The 24,109-nt window shown below is 50.6% G+C and carries 27 protein-coding genes; 11 read left to right on the top strand and 16 right to left on the bottom strand.

Annotated features, from left to right (window positions below):
• Window positions 1-197: 197 nt before the first annotated feature.
• The 3 genes from ACI1P2_RS08005 (at window position 198) to ACI1P2_RS07995 (ending at window position 1,423) form a co-directional block, all read left to right on the top strand.
• Entirely contained in the window at window positions 198-479 is a 282-nt protein-coding gene (locus tag ACI1P2_RS08005; protein ID WP_355318541.1) for a hypothetical protein, read from the top strand.
• A gap of 133 nt (window positions 480-612) precedes the next feature.
• Complete coding sequence (locus ACI1P2_RS08000) at window positions 613-918, top strand: hypothetical protein (protein ID WP_355318539.1); 306 nt, start codon at window positions 613-615, stop codon at window positions 916-918.
• Window positions 919-1,033: 115 nt separating this feature from the next.
• Window positions 1,034-1,423, top strand: a complete 390-nt coding sequence (locus tag ACI1P2_RS07995; protein ID WP_355318537.1) for a hypothetical protein — start codon at window positions 1,034-1,036, stop codon at window positions 1,421-1,423.
• Window positions 1,424-1,611: 188 nt separating this feature from the next.
• Here ACI1P2_RS07995 and ACI1P2_RS07990 read toward each other — a convergent pair whose 3' ends face one another.
• Genes ACI1P2_RS07990 through ACI1P2_RS07980 form a run of 3 tightly spaced genes read right to left on the bottom strand, consistent with a single transcriptional unit; the run spans window position 1,612 to window position 5,095 of the window.
• A complete protein-coding gene (locus ACI1P2_RS07990; RefSeq protein WP_355318536.1) occupies window positions 1,612-2,727 on the bottom strand; it encodes a glycosyltransferase in 1,116 nt (371 codons plus the stop codon).
• Between the two features lie 16 nt (window positions 2,728-2,743).
• Complete coding sequence (locus ACI1P2_RS07985; RefSeq protein WP_355318534.1) at window positions 2,744-3,874, bottom strand: glycosyltransferase; 1,131 nt, start codon at window positions 3,872-3,874, stop codon at window positions 2,744-2,746.
• Between the two features lie 24 nt (window positions 3,875-3,898).
• Window positions 3,899-5,095: a glycosyltransferase family 2 protein gene (locus tag ACI1P2_RS07980; RefSeq protein ID WP_355318533.1), complete on the bottom strand. Its 1,197-nt coding sequence runs from the start codon at window positions 5,093-5,095 to the stop codon at window positions 3,899-3,901.
• 227 nt (window positions 5,096-5,322) lie between these two features.
• Between ACI1P2_RS07980 and ACI1P2_RS07975 the strand changes: the two genes are divergently transcribed.
• The 4 genes from ACI1P2_RS07975 to ACI1P2_RS07960 all read left to right on the top strand — a co-directional run bounded on the left by ACI1P2_RS07975 (window position 5,323) and on the right by ACI1P2_RS07960 (window position 7,667).
• Window positions 5,323-5,643, top strand: coding sequence for a hypothetical protein (locus ACI1P2_RS07975; RefSeq protein ID WP_355318531.1), 321 nt, complete (start codon window positions 5,323-5,325; stop codon window positions 5,641-5,643).
• 120 nt (window positions 5,644-5,763) lie between these two features.
• The gene (locus ACI1P2_RS07970; RefSeq protein WP_355318529.1) at window positions 5,764-6,819 is read left to right on the top strand and encodes a hypothetical protein; all 1,056 of its coding nucleotides are present in this window, start codon (window positions 5,764-5,766) and stop codon (window positions 6,817-6,819) included.
• A gap of 76 nt (window positions 6,820-6,895) precedes the next feature.
• Window positions 6,896-7,279, top strand: coding sequence for a hypothetical protein (locus ACI1P2_RS07965; protein ID WP_355318527.1), 384 nt, complete (start codon window positions 6,896-6,898; stop codon window positions 7,277-7,279).
• 178 nt (window positions 7,280-7,457) lie between these two features.
• Window positions 7,458-7,667, top strand: a complete 210-nt coding sequence (locus ACI1P2_RS07960; protein ID WP_355318525.1) for a hypothetical protein — start codon at window positions 7,458-7,460, stop codon at window positions 7,665-7,667.
• A gap of 55 nt (window positions 7,668-7,722) precedes the next feature.
• Here the strand turns inward: ACI1P2_RS07960 and ACI1P2_RS07955 are convergent, their stop codons facing one another.
• Window positions 7,723-8,043: a hypothetical protein gene (locus tag ACI1P2_RS07955; protein ID WP_355318523.1), complete on the bottom strand. Its 321-nt coding sequence runs from the start codon at window positions 8,041-8,043 to the stop codon at window positions 7,723-7,725.
• Window positions 8,044-8,200: 157 nt separating this feature from the next.
• Here ACI1P2_RS07955 and ACI1P2_RS07950 point away from each other — a divergent pair, with 157 nt between their 5' ends.
• Window positions 8,201-9,490, top strand: a complete 1,290-nt coding sequence (locus tag ACI1P2_RS07950; protein WP_355318521.1) for a S8 family peptidase — start codon at window positions 8,201-8,203, stop codon at window positions 9,488-9,490.
• 297 nt (window positions 9,491-9,787) lie between these two features.
• On the opposite strand, the gene ACI1P2_RS07945 is transcribed toward ACI1P2_RS07950, so the two are convergent.
• Complete coding sequence (locus ACI1P2_RS07945; protein ID WP_355318519.1) at window positions 9,788-9,946, bottom strand: hypothetical protein; 159 nt, start codon at window positions 9,944-9,946, stop codon at window positions 9,788-9,790.
• 52 nt (window positions 9,947-9,998) lie between these two features.
• Here ACI1P2_RS07945 and ACI1P2_RS07940 point away from each other — a divergent pair, with 52 nt between their 5' ends.
• On the top strand, window positions 9,999-11,705 hold the full coding sequence (locus ACI1P2_RS07940; protein ID WP_355318517.1) for a DUF262 domain-containing protein: 1,707 nt from the start codon (window positions 9,999-10,001) through the stop codon (window positions 11,703-11,705).
• Window positions 11,706-11,870: 165 nt separating this feature from the next.
• On the opposite strand, the gene ACI1P2_RS07935 is transcribed toward ACI1P2_RS07940, so the two are convergent.
• Entirely contained in the window at window positions 11,871-12,536 is a 666-nt protein-coding gene (locus ACI1P2_RS07935; protein WP_408976165.1) for a hypothetical protein, read from the bottom strand.
• Window positions 12,537-12,640: 104 nt separating this feature from the next.
• Here ACI1P2_RS07935 and ACI1P2_RS07930 point away from each other — a divergent pair, with 104 nt between their 5' ends.
• Window positions 12,641-12,781 carry a hypothetical protein gene (locus ACI1P2_RS07930; RefSeq protein ID WP_355318513.1) on the top strand — a complete coding sequence of 47 codons (141 nt, stop codon included), beginning with the start codon at window positions 12,641-12,643 and terminating at the stop codon, window positions 12,779-12,781.
• 152 nt (window positions 12,782-12,933) lie between these two features.
• On the top strand, window positions 12,934-13,317 hold the full coding sequence (locus ACI1P2_RS07925; RefSeq protein WP_355318512.1) for a hypothetical protein: 384 nt from the start codon (window positions 12,934-12,936) through the stop codon (window positions 13,315-13,317).
• Window positions 13,318-13,412: 95 nt separating this feature from the next.
• On the opposite strand, the gene ACI1P2_RS07920 is transcribed toward ACI1P2_RS07925, so the two are convergent.
• From ACI1P2_RS07920 to ACI1P2_RS07875, 10 genes are all read right to left on the bottom strand, one after another.
• A complete protein-coding gene (locus ACI1P2_RS07920) occupies window positions 13,413-13,781 on the bottom strand; it encodes a hypothetical protein (RefSeq protein WP_355318510.1) in 369 nt (122 codons plus the stop codon).
• A gap of 186 nt (window positions 13,782-13,967) precedes the next feature.
• Window positions 13,968-14,819 carry a hypothetical protein gene (locus ACI1P2_RS07915; protein ID WP_355318508.1) on the bottom strand — a complete coding sequence of 284 codons (852 nt, stop codon included), beginning with the start codon at window positions 14,817-14,819 and terminating at the stop codon, window positions 13,968-13,970.
• A 175-nt stretch (window positions 14,820-14,994) separates the two neighbouring features.
• Window positions 14,995-15,303 carry a hypothetical protein gene (locus tag ACI1P2_RS07910; RefSeq protein ID WP_355318507.1) on the bottom strand — a complete coding sequence of 103 codons (309 nt, stop codon included), beginning with the start codon at window positions 15,301-15,303 and terminating at the stop codon, window positions 14,995-14,997.
• A gap of 217 nt (window positions 15,304-15,520) precedes the next feature.
• On the bottom strand, window positions 15,521-16,135 hold the full coding sequence (locus ACI1P2_RS07905) for a hypothetical protein (protein WP_355318505.1): 615 nt from the start codon (window positions 16,133-16,135) through the stop codon (window positions 15,521-15,523).
• Between the two features lie 192 nt (window positions 16,136-16,327).
• Window positions 16,328-18,604: a glycoside hydrolase family 3 protein gene (locus ACI1P2_RS07900; protein WP_355318503.1), complete on the bottom strand. Its 2,277-nt coding sequence runs from the start codon at window positions 18,602-18,604 to the stop codon at window positions 16,328-16,330.
• A 397-nt stretch (window positions 18,605-19,001) separates the two neighbouring features.
• Window positions 19,002-20,309, bottom strand: coding sequence for an MFS transporter (locus ACI1P2_RS07895; protein WP_355318501.1), 1,308 nt, complete (start codon window positions 20,307-20,309; stop codon window positions 19,002-19,004).
• 164 nt (window positions 20,310-20,473) lie between these two features.
• Window positions 20,474-23,002, bottom strand: coding sequence for a GH39 family glycosyl hydrolase (locus ACI1P2_RS07890; RefSeq protein WP_355318499.1), 2,529 nt, complete (start codon window positions 23,000-23,002; stop codon window positions 20,474-20,476).
• Between the two features lie 150 nt (window positions 23,003-23,152).
• Window positions 23,153-23,392 (bottom strand): Fic family protein, encoded by a 240-nt coding sequence (locus tag ACI1P2_RS07885; protein WP_355318497.1) that lies wholly within the window; start codon window positions 23,390-23,392, stop codon window positions 23,153-23,155.
• A gap of 112 nt (window positions 23,393-23,504) precedes the next feature.
• On the bottom strand, window positions 23,505-23,636 hold the full coding sequence (locus ACI1P2_RS07880) for a hypothetical protein (protein ID WP_355318495.1): 132 nt from the start codon (window positions 23,634-23,636) through the stop codon (window positions 23,505-23,507).
• Between the two features lie 62 nt (window positions 23,637-23,698).
• On the bottom strand, window positions 23,699-24,109 hold a 411-nt coding region (locus ACI1P2_RS07875), incomplete at its 5' end, for a hypothetical protein (protein WP_355318493.1).

The following is a 24,109-nucleotide window of genomic DNA, read 5'->3' as shown; positions in this document are numbered from 1 at the left end:
ATTTTTTTAAAGATGAGTAATAGTACAAGTAGCGCCGCTTATATACTAAACCATCGATAACAGGTTTCCTTACTCGTCGCAGATGAACTTGTAGGAAAGGAGGGGTTATCCTGTCACAGCCATCAATCCCCAATATCACACCACTGATCACCGTTACAAAAAGAGAAACGATCTCATTATTATTGGGTTCCATAGCTATGAATGAATTGTCCATGTCACACATCATTAATGCGGAAGCTGAGAAAATACAGGCTTTTGTTCAGCATGCCGAGCGTTCCATGTCAGTCAAGACGAAGGACTATATTCAATTTAATAATGCCGTATCCAAATTTATGGAAGAAATAACGATGGAGCAATGGTTGAGTCTCAACAAGCTGGACCGGGTTATTCAGCTTGTGGATGAGCATTTTCAAGAAGGGGATTATGACGATTGCGAGGATGAAGACAAGGGGAGCTCGGAAGAGTACTACGACGAATGACGTTAACCCTTTAAGGAGGTGAGGCAATTGCGTGTCGCTGCAGTCATAACATAATGAAACACCAGTGCACATACCTTTTGGAAATTGCCAATTGCGCAGTAATACAATTAAAGATATGTCAAGGAGTGAGAGCATGTCCTATCCAAATATCCCGAACATTACCCCTACGATCACTGTAGACGCCTGCGATGCCATTAACCTGCTGCTTGTGTCTATCGCTATGGAAGAAATCGGCCTCAGTCATATCATCAATGCCGAGGCCGAGAAGATTCAGTATGTCGTCGGTACCCTGCACGGTACGGGCCATTCCGCCTCGGTCGACGATCTTCTGAAGATCAACAAGGATGTACGCAAGACATTGTCCGAAGTCGTTCGCAAAGAGCTGCTGTTGCAAATGAAGCTGGAAACTGTCATGTCCGCCAAGCACCCTTGTCTTTAATCGCTTGTAAAGCTTATAAGAGCTTGTAAGAACTTGTTAGAACCTTCAATAGCTTGTGAACTGATTTTCCAGTTACTTACTTAATTTCTATGTACATTTAAGGAGGAATTTATCCATGTCTTTTCCAACAGTTCCGAATATCACTCCTACAATCTCTATCGACTACTGCGATGCCGTCAACCTGCTGCTCGTGTCCATTGCGATGGAGGAGATCGGCCTCAGCCATATCATTAACGCCGAAGCCGAAAAAATCCAGTATGTGCTCGGCACCCTGCATGGAACAGGCTCAACCGCCTCGGTTGACGACATTCTGAAGGTCAACAAGGATGTGCGCCAGACGCTGTCGGAGGTCGTTCGCAAGGAGCTGCTGCTGCAAATGAAGCTGGAAACTGTGCTGTGCAGCACCCCTCCTTGCTCGGGCGGCACCCCGACTCATCAGCCGCAGCCACCTTGCCCGCCTGACCAAGCATCAGGTGGCAGCACATCCTACCCTACCTACCGTTAATCGTCCTTCCCCGACGATAACGTTCATATAACGAGGATTTCTCACGACTGCCAACGACCTGGTCGATGGCAGTCGTTTTTTTGTTTGTTGTTAAAAAGCTTTGAAAAAATGTCCAGCGTGGCAGGCACCCTGCAGGCGCCTCCACACGCTGAACCTTTGCTGTTGATTCATTCTGTTCTTGGTTTATTCTATGCCGGATCAATCTCCGGGGTTCCTTCTCCCCTTACAAAACGAGAGCCCAGCAAGCCTATAAAGTATTTGCGGTTGTAGAGCATGCTCGGATGCTGCGGGCTGAAGGCCAGGGCCTTCTCGTTATGCTCGCTGGCCAGCTCATGCTGTCCGAGTTTGTCATAACACAAACAAATCTGCAGATGAGGATACCAGGTCGTTATGATTTGGCTGGTCATCCCCATCGTATCGGCCGGAGCATCCATCTCGATCGCCTGCTTATACCAATGGGCGGCAACTCGATGATTGCCCAAAACCAAAAAGATATCGCCCATATTGGAGTAATATTCCGGTCTCGGCGCGTCATACCATAGCGAACGGCTCATGGCGGCGACAGCGTCTTGACGCCGATCCAGTTTATTGTAGCAATCTCCCAGTTTGAAGCAAGCTTGTAAGTTATCCTCTATCCAGCCTTGATTCGTATCCAGGAATTTGTTGTAGTATTCGATCGCTTCCTCGTTCCGTCCGTTATCGCGCAGTTCATTGGCGAAGTAATACAGATCGCGCGGCGAGAATTGTTCCCCTCTTTGCTTCCGTGCCAGATAAATTTGCAGGTTGCGGTCCGTGTACGGCTTATCCTTGTGATGCGCTATCGCTACATCGCTGGCGATCATAGGTCCGTCGGTGATCAGGACCTCATGCACCGGCCCTTCCCACTTGAAATTGCAGGATCTGCGCACCAGCCGGAATCTGCGCAGGCTGAATGTCACATTGCCTGAAGCGTCGAAGCCCAGATTGTACGGCATGCTTACCCGGTCAATCTCCGGAGGCAGGGTGCGCCTCAGTTCCTTTAATCTTGCCACATTGGCCTCGTCAACGACATCATCGGCGTCCAGCCACATAATGTACTCCTTCGTGGCCTTGCTGAAGGAGAAATTGCGGGCAGCGGAGAAATCGTCGATCCATTTGAAATCATAGACGTGCTGTGTATATTTCGCGGCGATTTCTTTCGTGCGGTCGGTCGATCCGGTGTCCACAATCACAAACTCGTCCACTGCGTCCTGGATGGAGGAAAGGCAGCGGTCCAGAGCTTCTTCTTCATTCTTCACAATCATACACAAACTAATTGTAATCATTCGTGGCTCTCCTTCTTCAATGGTCTGCGGCAGAATCGAGAACACCCAGATTCTGCAGCGCTTCTCTGGCCTGCTCCATCGTATCCGACAGCTCAAGTGATTTGCGGTACGCTTCTTCCGCCTTGGGGAGGTCCTCCATCAATTCGTAACAGCTGCCGATATAATACCAGGCCAGGAAGCTGCCGGTACCAACCATAGTCAGGTAGGCAGGATGGTCTTCATCCAACGTGAGGCAGTATTCAAATGTTTCAAGGGCTTCGGGAAATTTTTTCATGCTCATGAGAATGATACCTTTATAAAAATGCAGGTCCACATAATCGGGATACAGCTTGATGGCAAGCTCAATGCTGGGCCATCCGCCTTCATAGCTGCCAATGGCCATAAGTATGGAATACTTTAGCTTATATAATAAGGAAGGTGGTTTTTTCTGCGATTTCAGAAAGCTTCCAATCGACAAGTTCACCCGTTCAAAGGCTTCAGCCATTCTCTCGTCGCGGTAAAGCTCGCTTGCATAATGATAATCGAGCCACGGATCATGGTCCTCGGCCTCCAGCGCTTTTTCCAGCAGACGCAAATTCCGTTCTTTCTTTCCTTTCTCTTCGACTGCTTCCTCCAAGTAACCGTAGTGATGCAGGGTCACAGGCACCACAAGCACGGATTTATTGGTCAAGTCCAGGGCCTCGATATCCAATTGCTCATGGATCTCTCCGGCAAAACGCAGCTTTGGATCGTTGCGGAACAGCCGGTATTGATTCATGATATGAGAGCGGTCATAGGTCACCGGGAAGGCCCCGTAATAATTCACAACCTTGATCCGGCCAAAGTAGCATTCCTCCCTGGACAGGACGTCCCGCAGATGCTTCCCGTCCCCTGGCTCCACTTCTTCGTCAGCATCCAGCCAGAGGATCCATTCTCCCTTGGCCTGCTCCAGGCCGAAATTCCGCGCATCCGCAAAGCTGTCGTTCCATTCGTAGTCATAGACGGCCGCTCCATACTCCGCCGCGATCTCTTTCGTGCGGTCCGTTGAACCGGTGTCGACGATAATGATTTCATCCACCGCGTCCTTGACGCTCTCCAGACACCGCTGCAGCCATTTCTCTTCGTTCTTGACAATCATGCACAGGGACAACAATCCTTCTTCTATCACCTTTACTCCACGCTCCTCTTCTGATCAGGATGGTTTTTCGACCGTAATGCCGAATAGAATGGTCGACAATTTACGGGCCGCCAACTCGCGTCTGATCATATAACGGCGCGCGATCGGCGCCAGATACTCATTTTTGTTCACACCCTCACAGAAATCGACGGTAATCATGTCCGGCTCGCCTTCCGTCGACAGCTTCAACGCACGCAGAATGCGAATGTCTTTATCTGACAGAACGTCGCCTTGATACAGCCACAGCACATACTCGGACTTCACGTTTTCAAAAGCGTTATAAGCAGTGTGTATCTTGTTGCTTGCTTCCGTAAGGGAATAAAACTCAATGGGATAAGACTGGGCGATTTCGCTGCTGGAATCCGTAGAACCCAAATCGACCACGATGATCTTATCTACATCATTCGTCAAGGAATCAAGGGTTTGGCGCAGAATGCCTTCCGCGTTCATAACGACCAGGCAGGCTGACACGGAGATCTCCGGCTTAAAAATGAGCTGATGAATATTGCCGCCCCATTTCCTGTTTGCAATCTCCGCGTTCTGCCGCATCAGCTGTGTAATCTCACTGTAGGAGAGTTCTTTGCGGGTAGTGGCATGACCGACATGGTGGATGAAAGCGTCCAGAGCTACACGCAGCCCGTAACCGGACCGAAGAAACCTCAGGCTTAAGTCATCATCCTCATAATTGCCAAGCCCGTATATTTCATCGAACAGACCGACCTCCTCCAGCGCAGACCTTGTGGTCAGCATGCAGAAGCCGATGAGCCGGCGTACCTCAATATAAATCCCCGCATAGATGTCCGCATGCTGTTTCGCAAACTCATCCAGTTCCTCCATATTGCTGTACGACGCCGTAATCTGCTGATGGCCGCTGGAAAAGTTGGTAACGGGCCCGACCATACCGATTCTGGGATCGTCATTCAGCGCCCGCAGCAGATGGGTCATCCAGTTCTCGGTAACCACCGTATCGTTGTTAAGAAACATGATGTAATCTCCGCTCGAACGCTCAAATCCTTGATTGCATCCCTTGGCAAACCCCTTATTCTCCCCGTTCTCAATCAGGATCACATCCGACTGCGAACGCAGATAATCCAGTGTCCCGTCGGTGGAACCATTATCGACGAGGATGAGCTCATACGGCTCCCGGGTGTGGCGCCGGATGCTATCAAGGCATGCCTGGGTCAGCGCCAACTGGTTCCGGGTTAATATCACGATACTGATCAGAATAACATCGCCCCGCTTTCTTGCATTGTCAGTATGCTTGGAAGCAAAATCTTGTGCGCTGAGACTTCGCTGCCGGTTTCCCTATATTTATAAGCGCGATGCTGCGGAAGGATGCCTGTTCACAAGACATTTCACTTTTTTTTATTTCAGGAATCACCGAGACATTTGTCCCTGAATACACTGCAGCAAAACCTGACAGAGAGGAGGGATAGAATATGAAACATTCTTATGATGATTTGTTCACGTCATTCTCCAAAACCAAGCAAGAGGCCGTGAAACGGATCATGGAATCGTTTGAAGAGACTGGCATGCAGTCGCAGCATTCGGCTTATGCCAATCAGTTCGACCTTCGGCCCGAGCTTGGAAATACGCTGGAAGCGCCCAAGAATCATGTCATAGAGGACTTGCAAAGAACCTTCGAACAAATCCAGCAAGCCTTGAAGCAGCATTATCCTGATGCAGAGGACAACAATACATCGATTCAGGAGTTATGGAGTGAATTACACCGCATCGCTTTTCCCCCTTCGGGTAATTAATCCCTATAAATGGCAAGGATAAAGACCACCCTTTTCTTCTTCAAGGAAAGGTGGTCTTTATCATGTTTCCTGCACATAAAATGAACTAGTTTTGAATCCGGATAGAAAGGTTGATTGTACATGGAATTATTCGACAAGGCGGATCGCCTGGGCATGAAATGGATTTCCAACACGGAGGGGCACAGTGCGTGGCTTCGTATTGAAGATCTCAGCTACTGCATCGTTCGGGCTCCTCTGATCTGGTATTCCGATGAGCCCACATCCACGGTTGAGGTTGTGACGGAGCGCGATAAATTGACGGTTGAACTGGAATCCGTGTTCCGGGACAGCTCCACCGGGCGTTATGTGCATATCAAGGATATCACGTTCTTTGTTCAGATGAATTCTGACTGCGTGTATGCCGTTACACCGAAGTCCGGGGATTCGGGCGATCTGGTCTGGCATCTTCCTGTCATCTACAACTGCCCGTTCCTTCCGCCATGTCATCTCTCCCTCCATATACAGCCGGAACCTGATACCCCGCTGTGGGAATCTTGGCTGGAGAAGCTTCCGGAAATTACGACCGACCTTTCCCTGGCCTCCGAGCTTCACGTCCTTGAAGGGAATACGCACCAAAGCTATATGGACACCTTTTCCATGGATAAAGGTCTGAAGAATCAACCGCTGTATCCCAGGGTCCGTGAAGAGTCCCCCCATCCCTACCTGATCGCCCAGCGGGTGGTGGCTCGGGATGCCGTGATGAATCTGGCTCAATCCGCGGACCATAGCGCAATCAAGCTGGGAGACATCGTCACCAACCGCACAGTCATCACGAATACCGGTTCGACCACCTGCATGTATGTCCAATACCGGACCACCCTGCCGGAGTGCGCCCGCCTGGTGCCCGGGAGCTTTGTCATCAACGAGATTGAGGTCCCGATGGAAACGGATGCGATGAATGTCATCACGGTGATTCTGCGAAATATGCCTGTCGGAGACCTGCTGGACGTCTCCTTCAAGATGGAAATCCATGAGGAATCCGAGATTGAGAAACTCTATATCAGCTCTGTACTGGATTATCACTTCGAGGCGGTTGACGGCCGGCTGCTGATCGGCAATCAGCCGAGCAATGTGGTGGAGTTCATATGGGGAGGGCCTGAGGAAGAAAGTGCGCCCCCTTCGCAAGAAGAAAAATAAATACTTGACGGAAGTAACTCTCCCTCCGCGTCTGTCATACTGTATGGTATCTCAGAAGTTTAAGGAGGGATACAGTATGTCGCAAGCGAACATCCCGAATATTACGCCATCGGTCACTGTGGACCGGTGTGATGCCATCAATCTGGTCCTGGCATCCATCGGCATGGAGGAATTGGGACTTAGCCATATCATTAACGCGGAAGCGGAGAAGCTGCAGTACGTTCTGGGCACTTTACCGGGCTCCAAGCCCCCGTTTCAACCCACATTTTCCGATCTGATGACGGTCAATCGCAGCATCCGTGATACTCTGAAGGAAGTGCGCAAGAAAGAAACGGTGCTGGCCAACAAGCTGGATCTCGTCGCTGAAGAGGCCTGGGGCTGCGGCGGCGAATGTGGTTGCGGTTGTGGCGACGGTTGCGGCGGAGACTGCGGTTGCGATTGCGGCTGTGGTTGTTGTTAGGCAGCTGCACTCCGGAAGTGATCTGATCAGCCGGTTCTTATGCGATGCATAAGGGCCGGCTTTTTGCCATTAAGATATAAGTCTATTTATATGAGAAATAGATTCATGCCGTTGCTGCGATATCCCGGAGTTCATAGGTTATAGGGAAAGCCAATCCATTGAAAAGGCGTGAGAAGTTATGAAATGTTCTTCGGGAGAGAAGCAGCTGGTGACCAAACGGAAATGCATCTACAAAACGGATTTCAAATCCTATTATGAAGAATACTATTACGTGCCTAAGGTAAGAAGATACAGCAAGTGCATCACGAAGAAGAAAGCTTGTCCAAGTCCGAAGCCAAGCCCAACTCCCCGCCGCACCCGCCGCTGCCATTGCGGGTGCGGCTGCTGACAAGCCCATTCCCGGGAAGAGAGGGTAAAGCCCCTCTCTCTCTTTTTCCTCCGCGTCAGTCCTGCTTTGCGGCCTGCTGCAGCTCACCTGTGCTCACAAGCCCATTCAGGCTTGGATGCAAATGCTCTTGCTCCCCGTGCCCTGGCGCCGGGGCGGAGCCGGATATATTTCTGGCCAAAATCCATTTTGCGCTTGGCGTGTGAAATACCTCAATAGTTGTATTGTTAGCAGAATTATACACCACCAATATTTTCCAATCACCTTCCGTTCTTGCTATATCGAACCAGTTTTCATAAATCGCCGTCGGGCAGGAATAATACAAGCCCTCAAATTCAATTCCACCCGCTGTAACAAGCCCCAAGCATACATTTCTCAATACAATCATTCCCTCTCTGATAGATTATACTAAGAATGTATTCGGGCTCGGCCGTTTTATTCCAATGATTTGAAGAAACTTTCATATTCTTCACATAGTCAAATGCACAAGGATGAAATCCCTGCATACTATGCCTTGAAGAGGTGAAAGCATAGCCATGAGTGAAATGTTCAAGAAGGAGCAGCTTGACAAACTCAACTACTCTCTGAAACGCAGGATTCGCAAACTATATACCTCCAAGGGCTCGCCCGGCGGGATGCCTGTAATTGTCTGCTTCAAGCACAAGGTGACCCCGTCCCGGATCCATGCCCTGCAGAAGCATATGGGGTCTCACTCCTTCACGATCAAGCACCACCTGCCTCTGCTCAATGCATTATCCACTCAAATCTCCGTCAGTGGCCTGAAGCGGCTCAGCAGCTGGGCGGGTGTTCATCGGATCTATCTGGATGACATCAACAAGGCATGCTTGAATACGGCGCTTCCGTCCATTGGAGCCGCTGCCGTGCAAAGCTTCCGGGGACTCACCGGAAAAGGCATCAATATCGCCGTACTGGATACCGGGGTATTCCCGCATCCGGACCTGACCAGACCCGTGAACCGGATTGTGGCCTTCAAAGATTATATTCATAAAAAATCCGCCCCTTACGACGATAACGGTCATGGTACCCATGTCACAGGTGTGATCGCGGGCAACGGATGGTCCAGCGGCGGGAAATATAAAGGCCCCGCTTCTGAAGCGGGCATTGTGGCGGTGAAGGTGCTGGATGAGCATGGAGAAGCGCTGGACTCTGTCGTCATCAAGGGAATTGAGTGGTGCATCTCGAACCGGGTACGATACAATCTGCGCATTCTTTCCTTGTCCTTGGGCAAAATGCAGGTGTCCCCCATTAAAGACGATCTTGTAGTGCAGGCAGTGGAAAAAGCAGTGAGGGCAGGACTTGTGGCGGTGGTCTCCGCAGGCAACAGCGGGCCGGACTCCGGCAGTATCGAATGTCCCGGAACCAGCCCGTCCGCGATTACCGTCGGAGCCGTGGATGACCGTGGTACGACCGACCAGAAGGATGACCGGATATGCAGATTCTCAAGCCGCGGCCCTGTTTTCGGTTCCAAGATGCCCAAGCCGGATATTTCAGCGCCCGGTGAAGGGATTATTTCGCTCCGCGCCCCGGGGTCCGTGCTTGTCCGCAACAATCCCCGCAGAAGAGTCGGCTCGGACTACTTCATGCTGTCGGGGACCAGCGTGGCTACGCCCATTGTCGCCGGCGTTGTCGCACAGGTTCTGCAGCAGCGCCCTTATTTGACTCCGATTCAGGTGAAGACCCTACTGAAGAAGAATGCCTATCACCGGAAAGGGATGAAACCCAATACATTTGGCAGCGGTGTGCTCAATGCAAGGTTTCTCTTAAAGCAGCAGTTAGGAAGAACCGCTTCCTCAAACACCAGGTAAAAATAAACAGTTACTGTAAATTAATACGCTTACATGACACGTCATTAATTTTTTTGAATATTATGGTTTTCCCATGTATCCTTGTGTTAATATAGGTTTATGGTCCCGCTAGTGCGCATCTCGATACTCTATGAATCTTGGGATTACTGCTGCAATACATTTAACTTCCTCTTAAATAAGGAAAGCTATGGTACGATTCTACTAAAGCAACACTCAACGTTTTCAATGAAGGTTCAGCTGCGGTCGCTATTTATAAATAGAATCTCATTTGGGACGTGATTGCGCAAGAGTTGATAATCAAGGATCTCCGGGAAGATCATTTCCAGGCGAACGTTTCAAGGGGAACAATTGAATAACGAGCTGTACGACACCCGTGCTGATTGCAGAATTGGAGCGGGTGTTTTTGTTTTCCATCTTGGTAATCGTATTTCCTTCTTGAACCGGAGTTTTTCCCATTACGATTTTATCTTGGCCTGGATCATTTCATATCAAAGGAGGGTGAACAAGAATGCCAGCAGGAACTATCGAAGCGGACAAAGAATTTCTGCAGAAGGTCTTCTCGGAGAATTTCTGGTTTCTGATCCCTGAATATCAGCGGTCCTACGTGTGGAAAACCGATAATGTTATCGAACTGCTGGAGGATCTGTATTTTGCATTTGTACATAAGCCGGATAAGGATTACTTCCTTGGAACCCTGGTGTTAAAAAGACATAACATGAGCAGCTTCCCTGAATACGAGGTCTTGGACGGGCAGCAGCGGCTAACCACCCTCTTTATCATGCTGGCTGTTCTCCGGGATATTATCAACAACCAGCAGTTCAAGGGCACGCTGCAAAAGAAGATTTATCAGGAAGAGAACATTCTGGAGAATATACCGTCCCGCTCCAGGATTACTTATAAAATCAGAGATAATGTGGAAGGGTTTATCCACGAATTCATCATCAAACCGGAAGGCACAACACAAACCGGTGCCCTGAAGCTGTACGCGGACAGCAGCAATGACAATCTGTCGATCTCCAATATGGCGAACAGCGCCCTGGTCATGCGTGACTTTTTCATGAAGCAGAAGCAGACAGGCAGCCTGGAAGAGTTCCTGAAGTTTGTCTTTAACCGCGCCCTCTTCATTTATGTCTCCACGGAGAACACGGAGGATGCGTTCCGGCTGTTCACCATCCTGAATAACCGTGGCATCCCGCTCACTAACGCCGATGTGCTGAAGTCGCAGAATATCGGGGCCTTGCCGACGGAAAGGGAAAAGAACAAGTATGCGAAGATATGGGAAGAGATTGAAGGCAAACACGGAAGCGATTTTGACCGTTTCCTGCAGTTCCTGAGAACCATTCTCGTGCAGGAGAAGGCCCGGGCCAATCTGCTGGAGGAATTCAACGACAAGATCTATCACCTGAGCTCTTCGCAGCCCCCCCTGCTCCGTCTAGGGAAAGAAACGTTCGATTTTATTAATAAATACAACGACATCTATGAGCAGATCATTGAACTGCAAAACGAGCATTTGAACAACAGCATCAAGAACCTGCTGACGATCATGAAGATCGGCTTCCGTTCGGAGGAATGGGTGCCTCCGTTAATGCACTACTATGCCAAATTCGGTCTGGGCCGGCTGGGCGAGTTTGTGAAGAAGCTGGAGTACAAATTCACCGGCGACTGGGTATGCGGCGTGACGCCCACCACCCGGCTGGAGGCTATGAATAACATTTTGAAAGCTATAGATCAAACCCCGGAAGGCCGTCTGGATGATCTGCTCGGCAGCCCTGCCCTCTTCAGGATTGACACGGAGGAGTTCAGAAGAAACATTCAGGGAGATGTCTACAAAAAGCAGTATACCCGGTATTTGCTCCTGAAGATCGAATATTTGTCGGGAGACAATACCGTGCATTTATCCAATTATCAGTACATTACGGTGGAGCATGTGCTGCCGCAAAATCCGCCCAGAAACAGCCAATGGGTCAAGGATTTCAGCGAAGCGGACCGGAGATACTGGACGAACCGGCTCGCCAACCTGGTGCTGATCAGCCAGAAGAAGAACAGTGCCCTAAGCAACCAGGATTTTGAGAAGAAAAAGACCATCTATTTAAAAAACAGAATTGATGCGTTCCGGGCCAACAAAATATTCATCGAGCAAAATTCCACCTGGACACCGCAGGTGCTGCGGCGCAGACAGGACGAGCTGACCGTTCTGCTGGTGAAGTCTTCCTAGGCTTTGACTATGGGGAAAGTCCCTGACTTGTAGCATTACTTTTTGTATGCTGCGAGACGCTCCGTGCATGTCCATACCTGCAAGAATAAGGTGCGGATGGACTCCGCCCCTCAAAGCCGCTCATCCAGCATTTGAAATACTTGCCCTACTTCCCTCCATCTTCTCCTAGATTGGGCCAGGACCTGTTGTTGGGCCTATTATTGGACCAGTTGGCCCCAGACAGACTTCTGCACATGTTGGGAACGGCGGATCTATTATGATCTGGTTATTACATGTTACACCTGTTGGGGTTATTTCCAGCACACATCCTGTGGGAACTGGAATACAGGTTACTCCTGATGGCAGTTCAATGGATACACATGGTGTTGGACCATCAATAATTGGCACACATGTCAACAATGGAAGTGTGTTTGGACCATATGAAAATATGACTGGTGCACATGGCACGCATGTGGTGCCTGATGGGCATGTTGGACCCGTTGGGCCTGTCGGGCTTGTTGGACCTGTTGGGCCCGTTGGGCCTACCGGGAGAGCCCCCAATGCCATTTCCAGCTTGTTGCTCAGCACCCAATCCTTCTTCGTTGTTTCTTGCAAGGTTTTGCGAATGCTATCATTGACTGCCAACAAGTCACTGAGGGTCGGTGGTGGCACGGATACACCCGGCAGGGTGCCCAGTACATATTGCAGCTTCTCCCCCTCGGCATTCAAAATATGGCTTAATCCCAACTCCTCCATCGCGATGGACGCGATAATCAGGTTGATCGCATCTTCTCTTGTGATATCGATCGTTGGCGTAATGTTTGGAAGATTCGCTTGAGACAATCCATTCATTCCTTTCGTAGTGGATAGTCTAATCTATTCGCCTACACTTACTCTGGCGTGGGTACTAGCGGACTTTGAGAAAATATGCCTAAAATAAGGCTGCCCTTAAACAGATGATTCTGCTTAAGGACAGCCTGTGGGCATTATCGGCAAGACTCGCCGTATGGAGAGTTTCAAGAGGTACCACCACGATGGTACAGTTGGTTGTTACGGCAGGCAATATGGATAAACGTCCGGGGCTGGCGTGCCAGTAACATATGTTATGCCAGTTCCGTCGAAAAAAATCATAGTGCCTTTAGGAGGAACTGGAACACATGTTGGACCTGTCGGAAGTTGCAGCGATACACATTGTGTTGAACCATTATTTATGATTGGTTCACATGTTATTGGCGAGCCAACTGCACGTATGAACGGTGCACACGTTGCTACGCATGTCGGGCTGGTCGGGCCCGTTGGGCCTGTCGGACCGGTTGGACCTATTGGGCCTGTTGGGCCTACCGGGCAAGCATCCAAGGCCATTTCCAGCTTGTTGCTCAGCACCCAATCTTTCTTCGTCGTTTCTTTCAGGGTTTTAAGGATGCTGTCATTGACTGCCAACAAATCACTGATCGTCGGCACCGGAGATGATATACCAGGCAAAGTGCCCAATACGTATTGCAGCTTCTCCCCCTCAGCATTCAGTATGTGGCTTAACCCCAATTCCTCCATCGCGATGGAGGAAATCACTAAATTTATTGCATCGTCTATAGATACTGTAATCGTTGGTGTAATGTTTGGAAGATTCGCTTGAGACAAACCTATCACTCCTTTCATTTTAAATATCTTGCTGATCATGCAGCTCCCATTTAGCCAATGGCCTGGCGGGGGTTGTTATGCCTGTTGGCGTTATATCCCCTGGTCCCAGTGCGTGAGGGTGATATTATAGCCGCCTGTCGAGCCTGTCGTGCCAGTTATGCCTTTAAGAGCATCCAGGGCCAGCTCCAATTTGTTGCTTAACACCCAGTCTTTATTCGTCGTTTCCTTAACGGTTTTAAGGATGCTGTCATTGACTGCCAACAAATCACTGATCGTCGGCACCGGAGATGATATACCAGGCAGAGTGCCCAACACGTATTGCAGCTTCTCTCCCTCGGCATTCAGAATGTGGCTTAATCCCAGCTCCTCCATGGCGATGGAGGAAATGATCAGAGATATCGCATCTTCTCTGGTGAGCGTAAATGACGGGGTAATATTGGGCAAATTGGCTTGAGACATTCCAACCACTCCTTTCGTTTTTTTGATCATGCAATCTATTCACTTGCCTATGTGTGAGTGTGAGTGCAATGTGAAATACGATGAGTCAGGGCGATTCATCCCCGCCTAAGCTGGGCAATTTGTAAGAAGCGGCTTATTGCTGCGGAGAAGGAATCTGGTGAAGTGGGGGCACCGTTATATCTGGTCTTATGGCTCAACAATAAAGGGTACACATGTTATGCCTGTAGGAAGTACGATTGGTAAACAATCTTGATCTTTTGGAGATTGATCTGTTGCAGTTATCGGAAAATATGTTGTACCTGTTGGAAGATCGATAGGTACAAAGGTTGCGCCTGGGGTGACCGGTATGCATGTTAAACCTACAGGTTCGGGGTACATGACCATCCAAGATGGCCCGCCCAATGCGTCTGTTATGTCTGCTGCAGCGGTCACTCCTCCCGCTCCTGTCCCGACTGGCGCCTCTGCTGCGACTGATGCCTCTGTTGTGACTGTTGGCTCTGTTGTGGCTGGTGCTTCTGTTGTGACTGGAACCTCTGTTGTGACTGGAACCTCTGTTATGACTGGCGCCTTTGTTGTGACTGGGACCTCTGTTATGACTGGCGCCTTTGTTGTGACTGGGACCTCTGTTATGACTGGCGCCTTTGTTGTGACTGGGACCTCTGTTATGACTGGCGCCTTTGTTGTGACTGGGACCTCTGTTATGACTGGCGCCTTTGTTGTGACTGGGACCTCTGTTGAGCACTTGGAAGCCTTCAGAGCCATCTCCAGTTTGTTGCTGAGTACCCAGTCTTTCTTCGTTGTTTCTTTCAGGGTTTTACGGATACTGTTATTTATAGCCAGAATGTCACTGAGCGTCGGGGCTGGGACAGATACACCGGGCAGGGTGCCCAGTACGTATTGCAGCTTTTCCCCCTCGGCATTCAGAATGTGGCTTAACCCCAGCTCCTCCATGGCGATGGACGAAATGATCAGGTTTATCGCATCTTCTCTTGTTAGAGAAAAGGCGGGTGTAATGTTTGGCAAATTGGCCTGGGACAACTCATTCACTCCTTTCGTTCGGAATAATCCAGTCTATTCACCTATGTATCAGTAGGTGTGTCACTAGCAAAAATGCAAAAAGGGACCCGAAAGGGCCGATGGCCCGTGGGTCCCTCTTGTGTATAGTGAAAGTCTCAAGCGGATACATGTATACCTGATTTCCGGGATCAAGCGGTCATTTCTTCGACTCGGAGCACAAAGCGGCTTGCAGCTTGTTGCTCAGCACCCAATCCTTCCTGATCGTTTCCTTTATGGTTTTACGAATGCTTTCGTTTACAGCCAATATATCACTAAGAGTCGGCGGGACTGGCAATTTCTTTCCAGGCAAGGTGCCCAGTACATATTGCAGCTTCTCCCCCTCGGCGTTCAAAATATGGCTTAATCCCAGCTCCTCCATCGCAATGGAGGCAATGATCAAGGTTATCGATTGCTCTCTTGTTAACGTGATCGTTGGCGTAATGTTCGGTATATTGGCTTGAGACATTCCACTCACCCCTTCTGTTGTGGTCTGTCTATTCTATTCAATTCCGGACTTGCAGGCTTGGATACCAGTGGATATTGAAAAAATTCAATATAAACAAGGCCGCCCCTCAAGCAGTTGATTCTGCTTAGGGGTGGCCTTGTGTCCTGATAATGGAAATTACAGGAAAGACTCACATTGCGAGTTCTGTAAGACGTTAGCATGATAGTGTAGTTGATTTTTATGGCAAGCAATACGGATAAAAGTTAGGGTTTGGCGAGCCAGTAACATGGCCTATTTTTGTACCATCGTTATATATGAAAGTGCCTTTAACTACTGGAACACATGTCGGTCCCGATGGGCCAGTGACTTGTACACATGGTGTTGGACCATTATTTACGATTGGAAGACATTGAAATGCCCCGACTCCGAACAGATATGGTGCACACGTTGCTACGCATGTCGGGCCGGTCGCGCCAGTCGTTCCCGTTGGGCCGGTCGGGCCAGTCGGGCCAGTCGGGCTTGTCGGGCCCGTTGGACCAGTGGGGCCTTTTGGATCCTTGGAAGCACACAAAGCCGCTTCCAATTTGTTGCTCAGTACCCAGTCTTTCCTGACCGTTTCCTTCAAGGTTTTACGAACACTTTCGTTAACGGCCAACAAATCGCTGAGGGTCGGATTCAACGGAGATACTCCAGGCAAGGTGCCCAGCACGTATTGAAGCTTCTCCCCCTCGGCATTCAAAATGTGACTTAATCCCAGCTCCTCCATCGCGATCGAGGCAATGATCAATGTGATCGATTCTTCTCTTGTGATCGTAATCGATGGGGTAATGTTCGGCAAATTGGCTTGAGACAATCCATTCACTCCTTTTCGTTATGTCAGTCTAGTCTATTCACCTACGAACATTTAGGTATGGGACACGAGCGGATATTGTAAAAACAACATGAACAAGGCCGCCACTCAAGCAGATAATCTGCTTAGAGGCGACCTCATTTCACGGCCTTGTTCGCTCTTCTCTCAAACGCGAAACTTCACGTAGTCTCTCCGTCATACGCGCACTTTCTTGTATTTCCGCGTGCGTTCATCGTCAATCTCACCGTTCCAATTCAGGCCAAAGCCGAAATCGTAGACATGATTCTCCGAATCGACATGGCATTCCATATCATGCGGCACGTCCTCGAACTGCTCCTCCACCGTCTTCATGTTGGCAGGCATCTGCATCGGCAGCAGGCCTGAAGGCTCTGTCGCTCCGGTCAGAATCTCAAATACGGCCTGATCCAGCACCCCGAAGTTAGCAAGGATGGCATCAACTTCAGCTTCGAATTCCTCCACCAACGTCGGATTCGACAGCAGCAGCGACACCACCACAGGTTTGCCTTTCATCTTCCGCTTCGTTTCCAGCACCGTGTCCAGATCGGCAGTATTATGGGCTGTAACTGTCTTGCCCTTGTAGGATCGGTTAAGCACGTCCTGCGCGCGGGCATCGCCGGCAAGGCTCGCTTCGCGCGCATGCTCGGCGGTGTATGGCCGGTATTGCAGGCTCAGCGGCACATAACCGTTGCCTCCCTGATCGGCATCCTCCTGGCTGTAGCCGGTTCCCGATTTGGGGCTGCGGATGCAGACGAGCGCAAAATCAGCCTCATCCGGGTTATCCGTAACATTGAAGTATTTTGCCGCCACTTGCATATTCACCGGATATTCGTACGATTCCGGTGTCGGATTGCCGAACCAGTCCTTGCCCGCTGGTGTCAGAATTTTCGGGATATACACGGTGCTCTTCGGCTGCACAGGCAGCAATTGGTTTTTATTTTTCAGCATGACCACCGATTTCAGCTGCGCTTCGTAGCCTTCCTCCATAAACTCCGGATTACCTACCACGCGCGCGCTGGCTTCAGGATCAAGGTATGGATTTTCGAACAAACCCAGCCTGAACATATTTTTGAGCAGCCGCACGGCGGATTTCTCATAACGTCTGCGCATATAAGCTTCGCCATGCTCAGCCACGCCCAGCTGATAGGCTTCCAGCACGGGTCCCATCTCGTTGTTGCCGCCGAATTGATCCACTCCGGCCATCAGCAGCCTGTAATGACGCTCCGCTACGCTAAGCTCTTCCACTCCCCATGGCTTGCCGCTGAGGAATGAGTCCCGTGCATCTGTTTCGTCCGCCGTAATCAGCCAATCCGTGCAGACGACACCATCGTATCCATATTTGTCCCGCAGCAAATCCTTGATCAGGTATTTATTATAAGAGTTCCCTACATTCTCGCCGTTCACGGTATCCTGATTCACAGAAATCGTATAATACGGCATCACAGCCGATGCCTTGCCCGTCTCGCCGGACAGCTTGAATGCCCCGTCCACAAAAGGAATCAGATGCTCCTCAAAGTTATTTCCAGGATAAACGGCATATTTGCCGCAGCCGTAATGGGCATCTCTTCCGCCCTCGCCCGATCCGCCCCCTGGCCAGTGCTTCACCATCGCATTGACGCTGTCATAACCCCAGCCGCCGCTAATCTCCTGCTCTCCCGTGGAGGTCTGAAAACCGTCGATATAAGCGCGGGCCATATCGGCGGACAATTGCGGATCCTCGCCAAAGGTGCCGTTAAACCGGAACCAGCGCGGATCAGTCGCGATATCCACCTGCGGGGAGAGCGCTGTCGCAATACCGAGCGCCCGGTATTCCTTGGCCGCAATCTCGCCAAACCGCTCAGTCACGGCTGGATCGAAGGTCGCGGCCAGTCCGAGCGTCTCCGGCCACATAGAGATTCTGCCGCCTGAGCCTGCGTTGAACTCGGAGCTGGAATCCGACCCGTGGCGCGGATCGGAGCTGTTGTTTGCCGGAATGCCCAGCCCCGTCCCTTCGGCAAAGGCCTGCACATTATTGCTCCAGCGGGCGGCCACCTCCGGGCTCTCCACTGTCGTTATAAGAATATGCCGCAGATGGTCCTTGGCGAGAAATGCAATTTGCTCATCCGTCAGCTCCCAGGGCTTGGCTCCGCTTTCCTCATAGCTTTTGCCGTTGTATGTGCTGGCGAACCAGCCCCGGCTCACCGCCGGAATGGATTGATGACGGCTGTACAGCATCAGCCCCGCAATCTGCTCAATCGTCATTTTGGACGCCAGATCCCGGGCCCGCTCTTCGGCAGGAAGCCGCCAGTCTTCGTATTTATCCAGAGTGCCGTCCTTGTTCAGATCCTTGAAGTACAGCCCGTCCTGCTCCAGAATGGTAACTCCGGAAGCTGTCGAATATCCCAGAGTCGGGCCTCCCGGATTGGTCACATATTGAATCGTATCCTCAACGGATTGTGTTTGCTTGTTGGTCATAATGGGTTCCTCCAATCTCCATGTAGGCGAAACGGCCACCGGCTGTTCGATGCTCGATGTTCGATGTTCGATGTTCGATGTTCGGTGCCCGGCGACCCTTCGCCTTTATCTCTTTTTAGTAGGTTTTCGGCTCAACCTGATAATCGGTGTTTGACCATGGAACATGGTGCGAGTGCGGATAAAAGCGCGAACATTCTAACGGTTGTGAGCGACGCTATTTGGGCAAAAACAGGGGCTTACAAAGTGTAACGGTTGCTGGCGAGCATACGACCGTTAGAAAAGAAACCTTGTCTTTTTCGTCCGAATAAGCGCTGCCACAACCGTTACGCACCCAGCCTACCTAGCCAAACTAGACATAACGAACTGATGCAAGTTCAATCAAGGTAAGCAGTAAGCTTTACTTCCCAACCGGTACAGCCGAATCAGTCAAGGGATCAGCCCCTGCCTGCTCATGCTTCCCCTGCCCGATTTCAGGCAGCGGCTTGACTGCCAGCATGCCGCCGATGATGCAGAGGCCCAGGAAGATGTAGAAGAACTGCCAGCTGCCGATTGCCAGCAGCAGCGGCGCAATCGCAGGCACGATCGATTGCGGCAGCGCATTGGCCACGTTCATGATGCCGAAGTCCTTCGCGGCATCCTCCTTGCGGGGCAGAATGCGGGCGACCAGCGCCGTATCCACCGCACCGAAGCAGCCATAACCAAGGCCCATAATGCCCGAGGCAATCATGAAAGCTGCTGCATTCGGAATAAATGCGAACATCAGAATGCCGATCACCATAATGAAGGCGGATACATACAAGAACGGCTTTTGTTTGCGGAGCTTATCCGACAGTACGCCGCCCAGTACGCTGGTCGCAGCCGAACATATCAGACCGATAATGTTGATCGTTGCCACGCTTCCCGTAGCCATTTCTTCCGTATAACCCATGCGGTTCACCAGCATGACCGTCAAATACAGCGTGCTGCAGTATCCCATCATGAGCAGAAACTTGGAAGCCACAGCCCATGAGAATTCAGGGAATTTACGCGGACTTGGATACACTTTGCTGATCTTCTCGCCCAGCGACACCTTCGCCTGTGCCGTCTTAACGATATCTACTTTACCGTCCCGGATTAGCAGCATGCTGACCAGAGGGCCGGCAAAACCAACGATGGCCATAAACAGCCATTTGCCGGACGTAGGAACAGACGTCATGAATGTCATCAGAATCATGCCGATGGACATGGCCAGCGGAATGATCAGTCCCAGCAGTCCGGACACGGTACCCTGTTTCGTTTCCTGCACTTGGTCGGGAATCAGGGCGGTATAAGCCGCCATGGCGAAGTTGAAGAACAGCTGGGCCACCGCCCAGCCAGCAACGATCTGCCATACCTCTGTCGCCATGCCGATCCACACCAATGCGGCACAGCCGACGAATGACCCGATGAGAATCCAGATCCGTCTCCGTCCGAATGAAATATTGGTATGGTCGCTGAGCGCTCCCCCGATCGGATTTCCGATCAAGGCAAAAAATGCGCCCACGCCTGCCACGAGGCCATAGGACCCGGTATATCCGCCAGGATCAATTTCGATCATCTTAAAAGTAAGCAGCAGTGTTGCCGGCGTCATCAATGCCAGCATCATCAATCCGTAACCGAGCATAATTCCAGTTGTTAATCTGCGAAAAGGTGTCTTAACCTGGCCTTTAATCTGATTTACAGCCATGATGATGACCTCCCATATAGAATGAAAGCGATTACAAAACAATTGTATATGAAAACGCCTCCACAGAGAGAGGCGCCGTTTTACAGTCTTTTGGGTTATTTTTTAACTTCCTTGGGGGCCGACTTCGCCCTCCCGGCGTTAGAACATTAAAAATTGACACAGGGCTAGTGCACAGGGGTGAGCTGTACGCATTGCACTGCATGGGGCTCCAGGGTGGACACATGGATCAGGCTGCCGTCTGACAGTTCAAGCTCCTGGACCTGCCGCATGGGCTGCGATTTGGCTTTGATAAAAGCGGCATCCTCGGCGGTCAAGGAAACGGGAGCGCCCATCTCGACCCATGTGTCGAAGCTGCTGCCATGCCGGCGGGTGACCGTGTGCGTCACTTTTTTATATCTTCCGGAAGGCATACCGAGCAGCTCCAGCGTTATTTTCAGTGTTTTTTCATCCTTAAATACGTTATAACGGTTGGTGTCCTCGACAAAGGACGTATCTCCAAGCGCGTACAGGTCATCAAAATGACAGTAATTATACGTTAAAATCTGATAGCTTCCGTTCTTCTCCGTCACCAGGTACCCATCACCCTGCGCAAGCAGGCGGTCTCCCAGCTTGTTCAGCATTTCGTAGCCGTACATGGCCGCCTTGGGGATGCCATACTGGGCGAGCAAGCCCAGTCCGCCATGGAACAGGCTCGCGGAAGCCGCAGTCTCCTCGATATTGTCGCTGAGCACCCAGTAACCAAAGCTGCTGATCCGGTCGAGATTTTCAGCAATATTTTTAACGATATAGGAGGCTTTGTACAACGTATCATTGGTCAGCTCACGGTGATAGGTTGTGGAATTCCACTCGGTAAGGTACATCTCGCGATCAGACAGTCCAAGCTCATCCAGCAGGCCGCGTTCACGAATCAGCATTTCCCTTAAATAATTCGGGTTGTTCGAAATGCCCTGAAACTCCTTTAACAGCTTCTTGAACGGTTCAAGCATGTCGTGCTGGTCCATGTTCTCAAGCTCCATCATCTCTTCCATACCCTCATGGGGATAGAAATGAACAGGAATAAAATCCGGATCACAGCCGTGCTCTCTGCATAATGCGAAAAAACGTTCAAGAAAATCAGTGGAACGCAGCGTAATGATGCGGCCCGGCGCTCCGATCTGCAGGCGCGGCGATACTGCCTTGACGGTCTCGTAGGTCCGCAGATACAGCTCCATATACTGCTCTTCGCCTGCGGGCCAGAAGATTTTGAATTCCGGTTCATTCCAGAACTCGAACTTCCAGCTTTCCACCTCGGCTGCCCCGTACCGGTTCATGCAATGGCGCAGGAAGCGGTCCACCAGCTCGCACCAGCGGTCTATGGATTTGGGAGGGCTGACATAGCTTGCCCGGTAAAATACCGTTTTGCCCGGATCGGCTGCGAGCGCGGAAGGCATGAAGCCCAGCTCCACGAACGGCTTGAGCCCGACAGACAGCATGAAGTCGAACAGCTGGTCCACGAACCGGAAATTAAAATGCGGCCGTCCTTCCCCATCCTCCCTGTAGATCATCATGCCATCGTCAAAGATGCCGTGAAACCGCATATATTCAAATGGACAGTGCTGCTGCACATAGCGGATTTGCGCCTGCACATCGGCATGGAGTCCTTCCTGGGCTTTGCCGATCGTGATCAGGTTCCTCCAGGTATGCCTGAGAGGCTTCCCTTCCACCTCAGTGTTCACGGTGAGGCACAAAGTCTCCAGCTGCTGAATCGGCTCCTCGGCAAAGGACTGGCTGCGCCGCAAATACTGGCTGATAATTCCCAATGCGCTTGATTGATTGTAGGCCAGATAATTGGACGATTCCGCAGGAGCCTGTTGCCCCAGCTCAGGCCTGTAGTGCGTCCGATATTCATGCGGGGTCATATGGTAACGGTTCTTAAACGCGGTATAAAAGGACTTCACATTCGGAAAGCCATGGGCCATAGCCATCTCGCCAATGGGAATATCGTCGCGCCGCAGCAGATCCTCCACTGCATTTTTCAGCCGTATATTGGTCAAATAGGATTGAAAGTTCATGCCGATATGTTCGCTGAAAAACTTGGACAAATACGGGACGGACAGGTACTCCCGCTCCGCAATATCCTGCAGCGATACCGGCTCGTTGTAATGCTCCTCGATATAGGTAATGATACGAAGCATACGTTCCATATATTTTTCCTGAATGGCACCGCTGGTCGTAGCCCCTCTGAACTGCTTAAGCAGAGTCGAGAACACCCCCAGCATCCGGTGCTCCATCTCCAGCCTGAAGGCCTCGCCCTTTTTATATTTCAGCTGCACCATTTCAGCCAGGAGATACCGGATGTGATCGAGCGCCTTCTTTTTATCAGAGCTAGCCGACCCGGAATAACAATCGAACTGAATGCCGTCCAGCTGGTTGATATGCTCCCGCAAATAGGCGACAGGAATGAGAAAGGTCGCGATAATGTTATGATCCAGGCCGATCACCTCATGCACATGGCACTGGTTGATCAGCAGCACATCGCCTTCCTTCAGGGCATATTTTCGGGGACCAACCGTAGCCTCAAGAGAGCCCCGCAGCACAAATATAATCTCAACACTGTTATGCCAGTGGCTTGGCACATAATTCACGCTGTGCAGCGAGACGTCAAACGGCAGAGAATCATCGGTCACCACCAGCTCATATATGGAATGTTTCAAGCTGTCACTTCCTTATCAAGGCCTTATGTCATCCAGTGAAAACAAGTTTGCTTTGAAAAACTCCACAAATCCGGAATTACTGTCAGACTCATAAAAATCCCTCAGCATTTTTAGATATTCCTGGTTGTCTACTAGCGGGGACAATATCTTTTAGCCTCCATAGCAACACTGATGCAATGCCACCATCCTGGCAGTTCTCTTATTTCCATTATTAAAAAACTGTGACTTCGAAATAGCCAGAAGAAAACTCACAGCCTTATTCAGAGAACCACTAAGTTGTTCTATAGCTTCGAACATCTGTATAAAATTCCCGTATAAATCTCTGGGGTCGGGAGGAACATAACTGGTTCCCTGAATAAAAATGTTTGTCTTTATAAGTTCTCCGGACATGACTTATTTTGGTCCAGCAACGATCATCCTATTGTACAGGCACACCCAATTAAACCTTTGTAGCTGCTGGGTTCTAAGGAATTCGAATCCCCTTCTTGCAAGTTTGCCGATTTCATGCTACGAAAGTTAAGGCTTGATAGTCAAGCCGCCCGTCGATCGTGGCAAGGCATGTGAACTCGCTGCCCGGAAGCTTTGCACGATTATCCCATTGGATCAGGTGAAGAGTTCCGATGTCCTCGTTCATCCTAACCCACACCGTTCAAGCCACGCACATCATGCTCACCTTTCCTCGTTCAAGCACTGTGATCAGGACGCAGCCGCAAGAGGCTGAACCGGTTGGCGCACGATCAGTCGGCGGTAAGGGATCGCGGGAATCGCCACGCCCATGTATAACAACTTCTGCCACATCGATTCTTCCACTCCGGGCAGGCGCAGTCGTCGGCGTACGGTGTACTCATTGAGGTACGCCTGCAGATGCTTTGGTCCCAAGGCTACATACGTACGCTTCAGCGATTTCCACGCCTCTCTCACCACTTTCCGCAAGGGCGTGTACAGTCGATAGGCTTGAGGGAACGATTGTACCGCCGATGCACGGACATCTACCTGTTCATGGATGAACGCAGCGAGTTCGAGACGATTCGCTCCGTTCCCATCTCCCCTCATCTGCGGCACCAGGTGGATTTTGACCTGCTCCGGCTCGCCCGACTCCGTGACCGT

It is taken from the genome of Paenibacillus jiangxiensis (assembly GCF_046098255.1).
Classification (GTDB): Bacteria; Bacillota; Bacilli; order Paenibacillales; family Paenibacillaceae; genus Paenibacillus; species Paenibacillus jiagnxiensis.
This window is presented reverse-complemented; position numbering and strand designations above follow the sequence as displayed.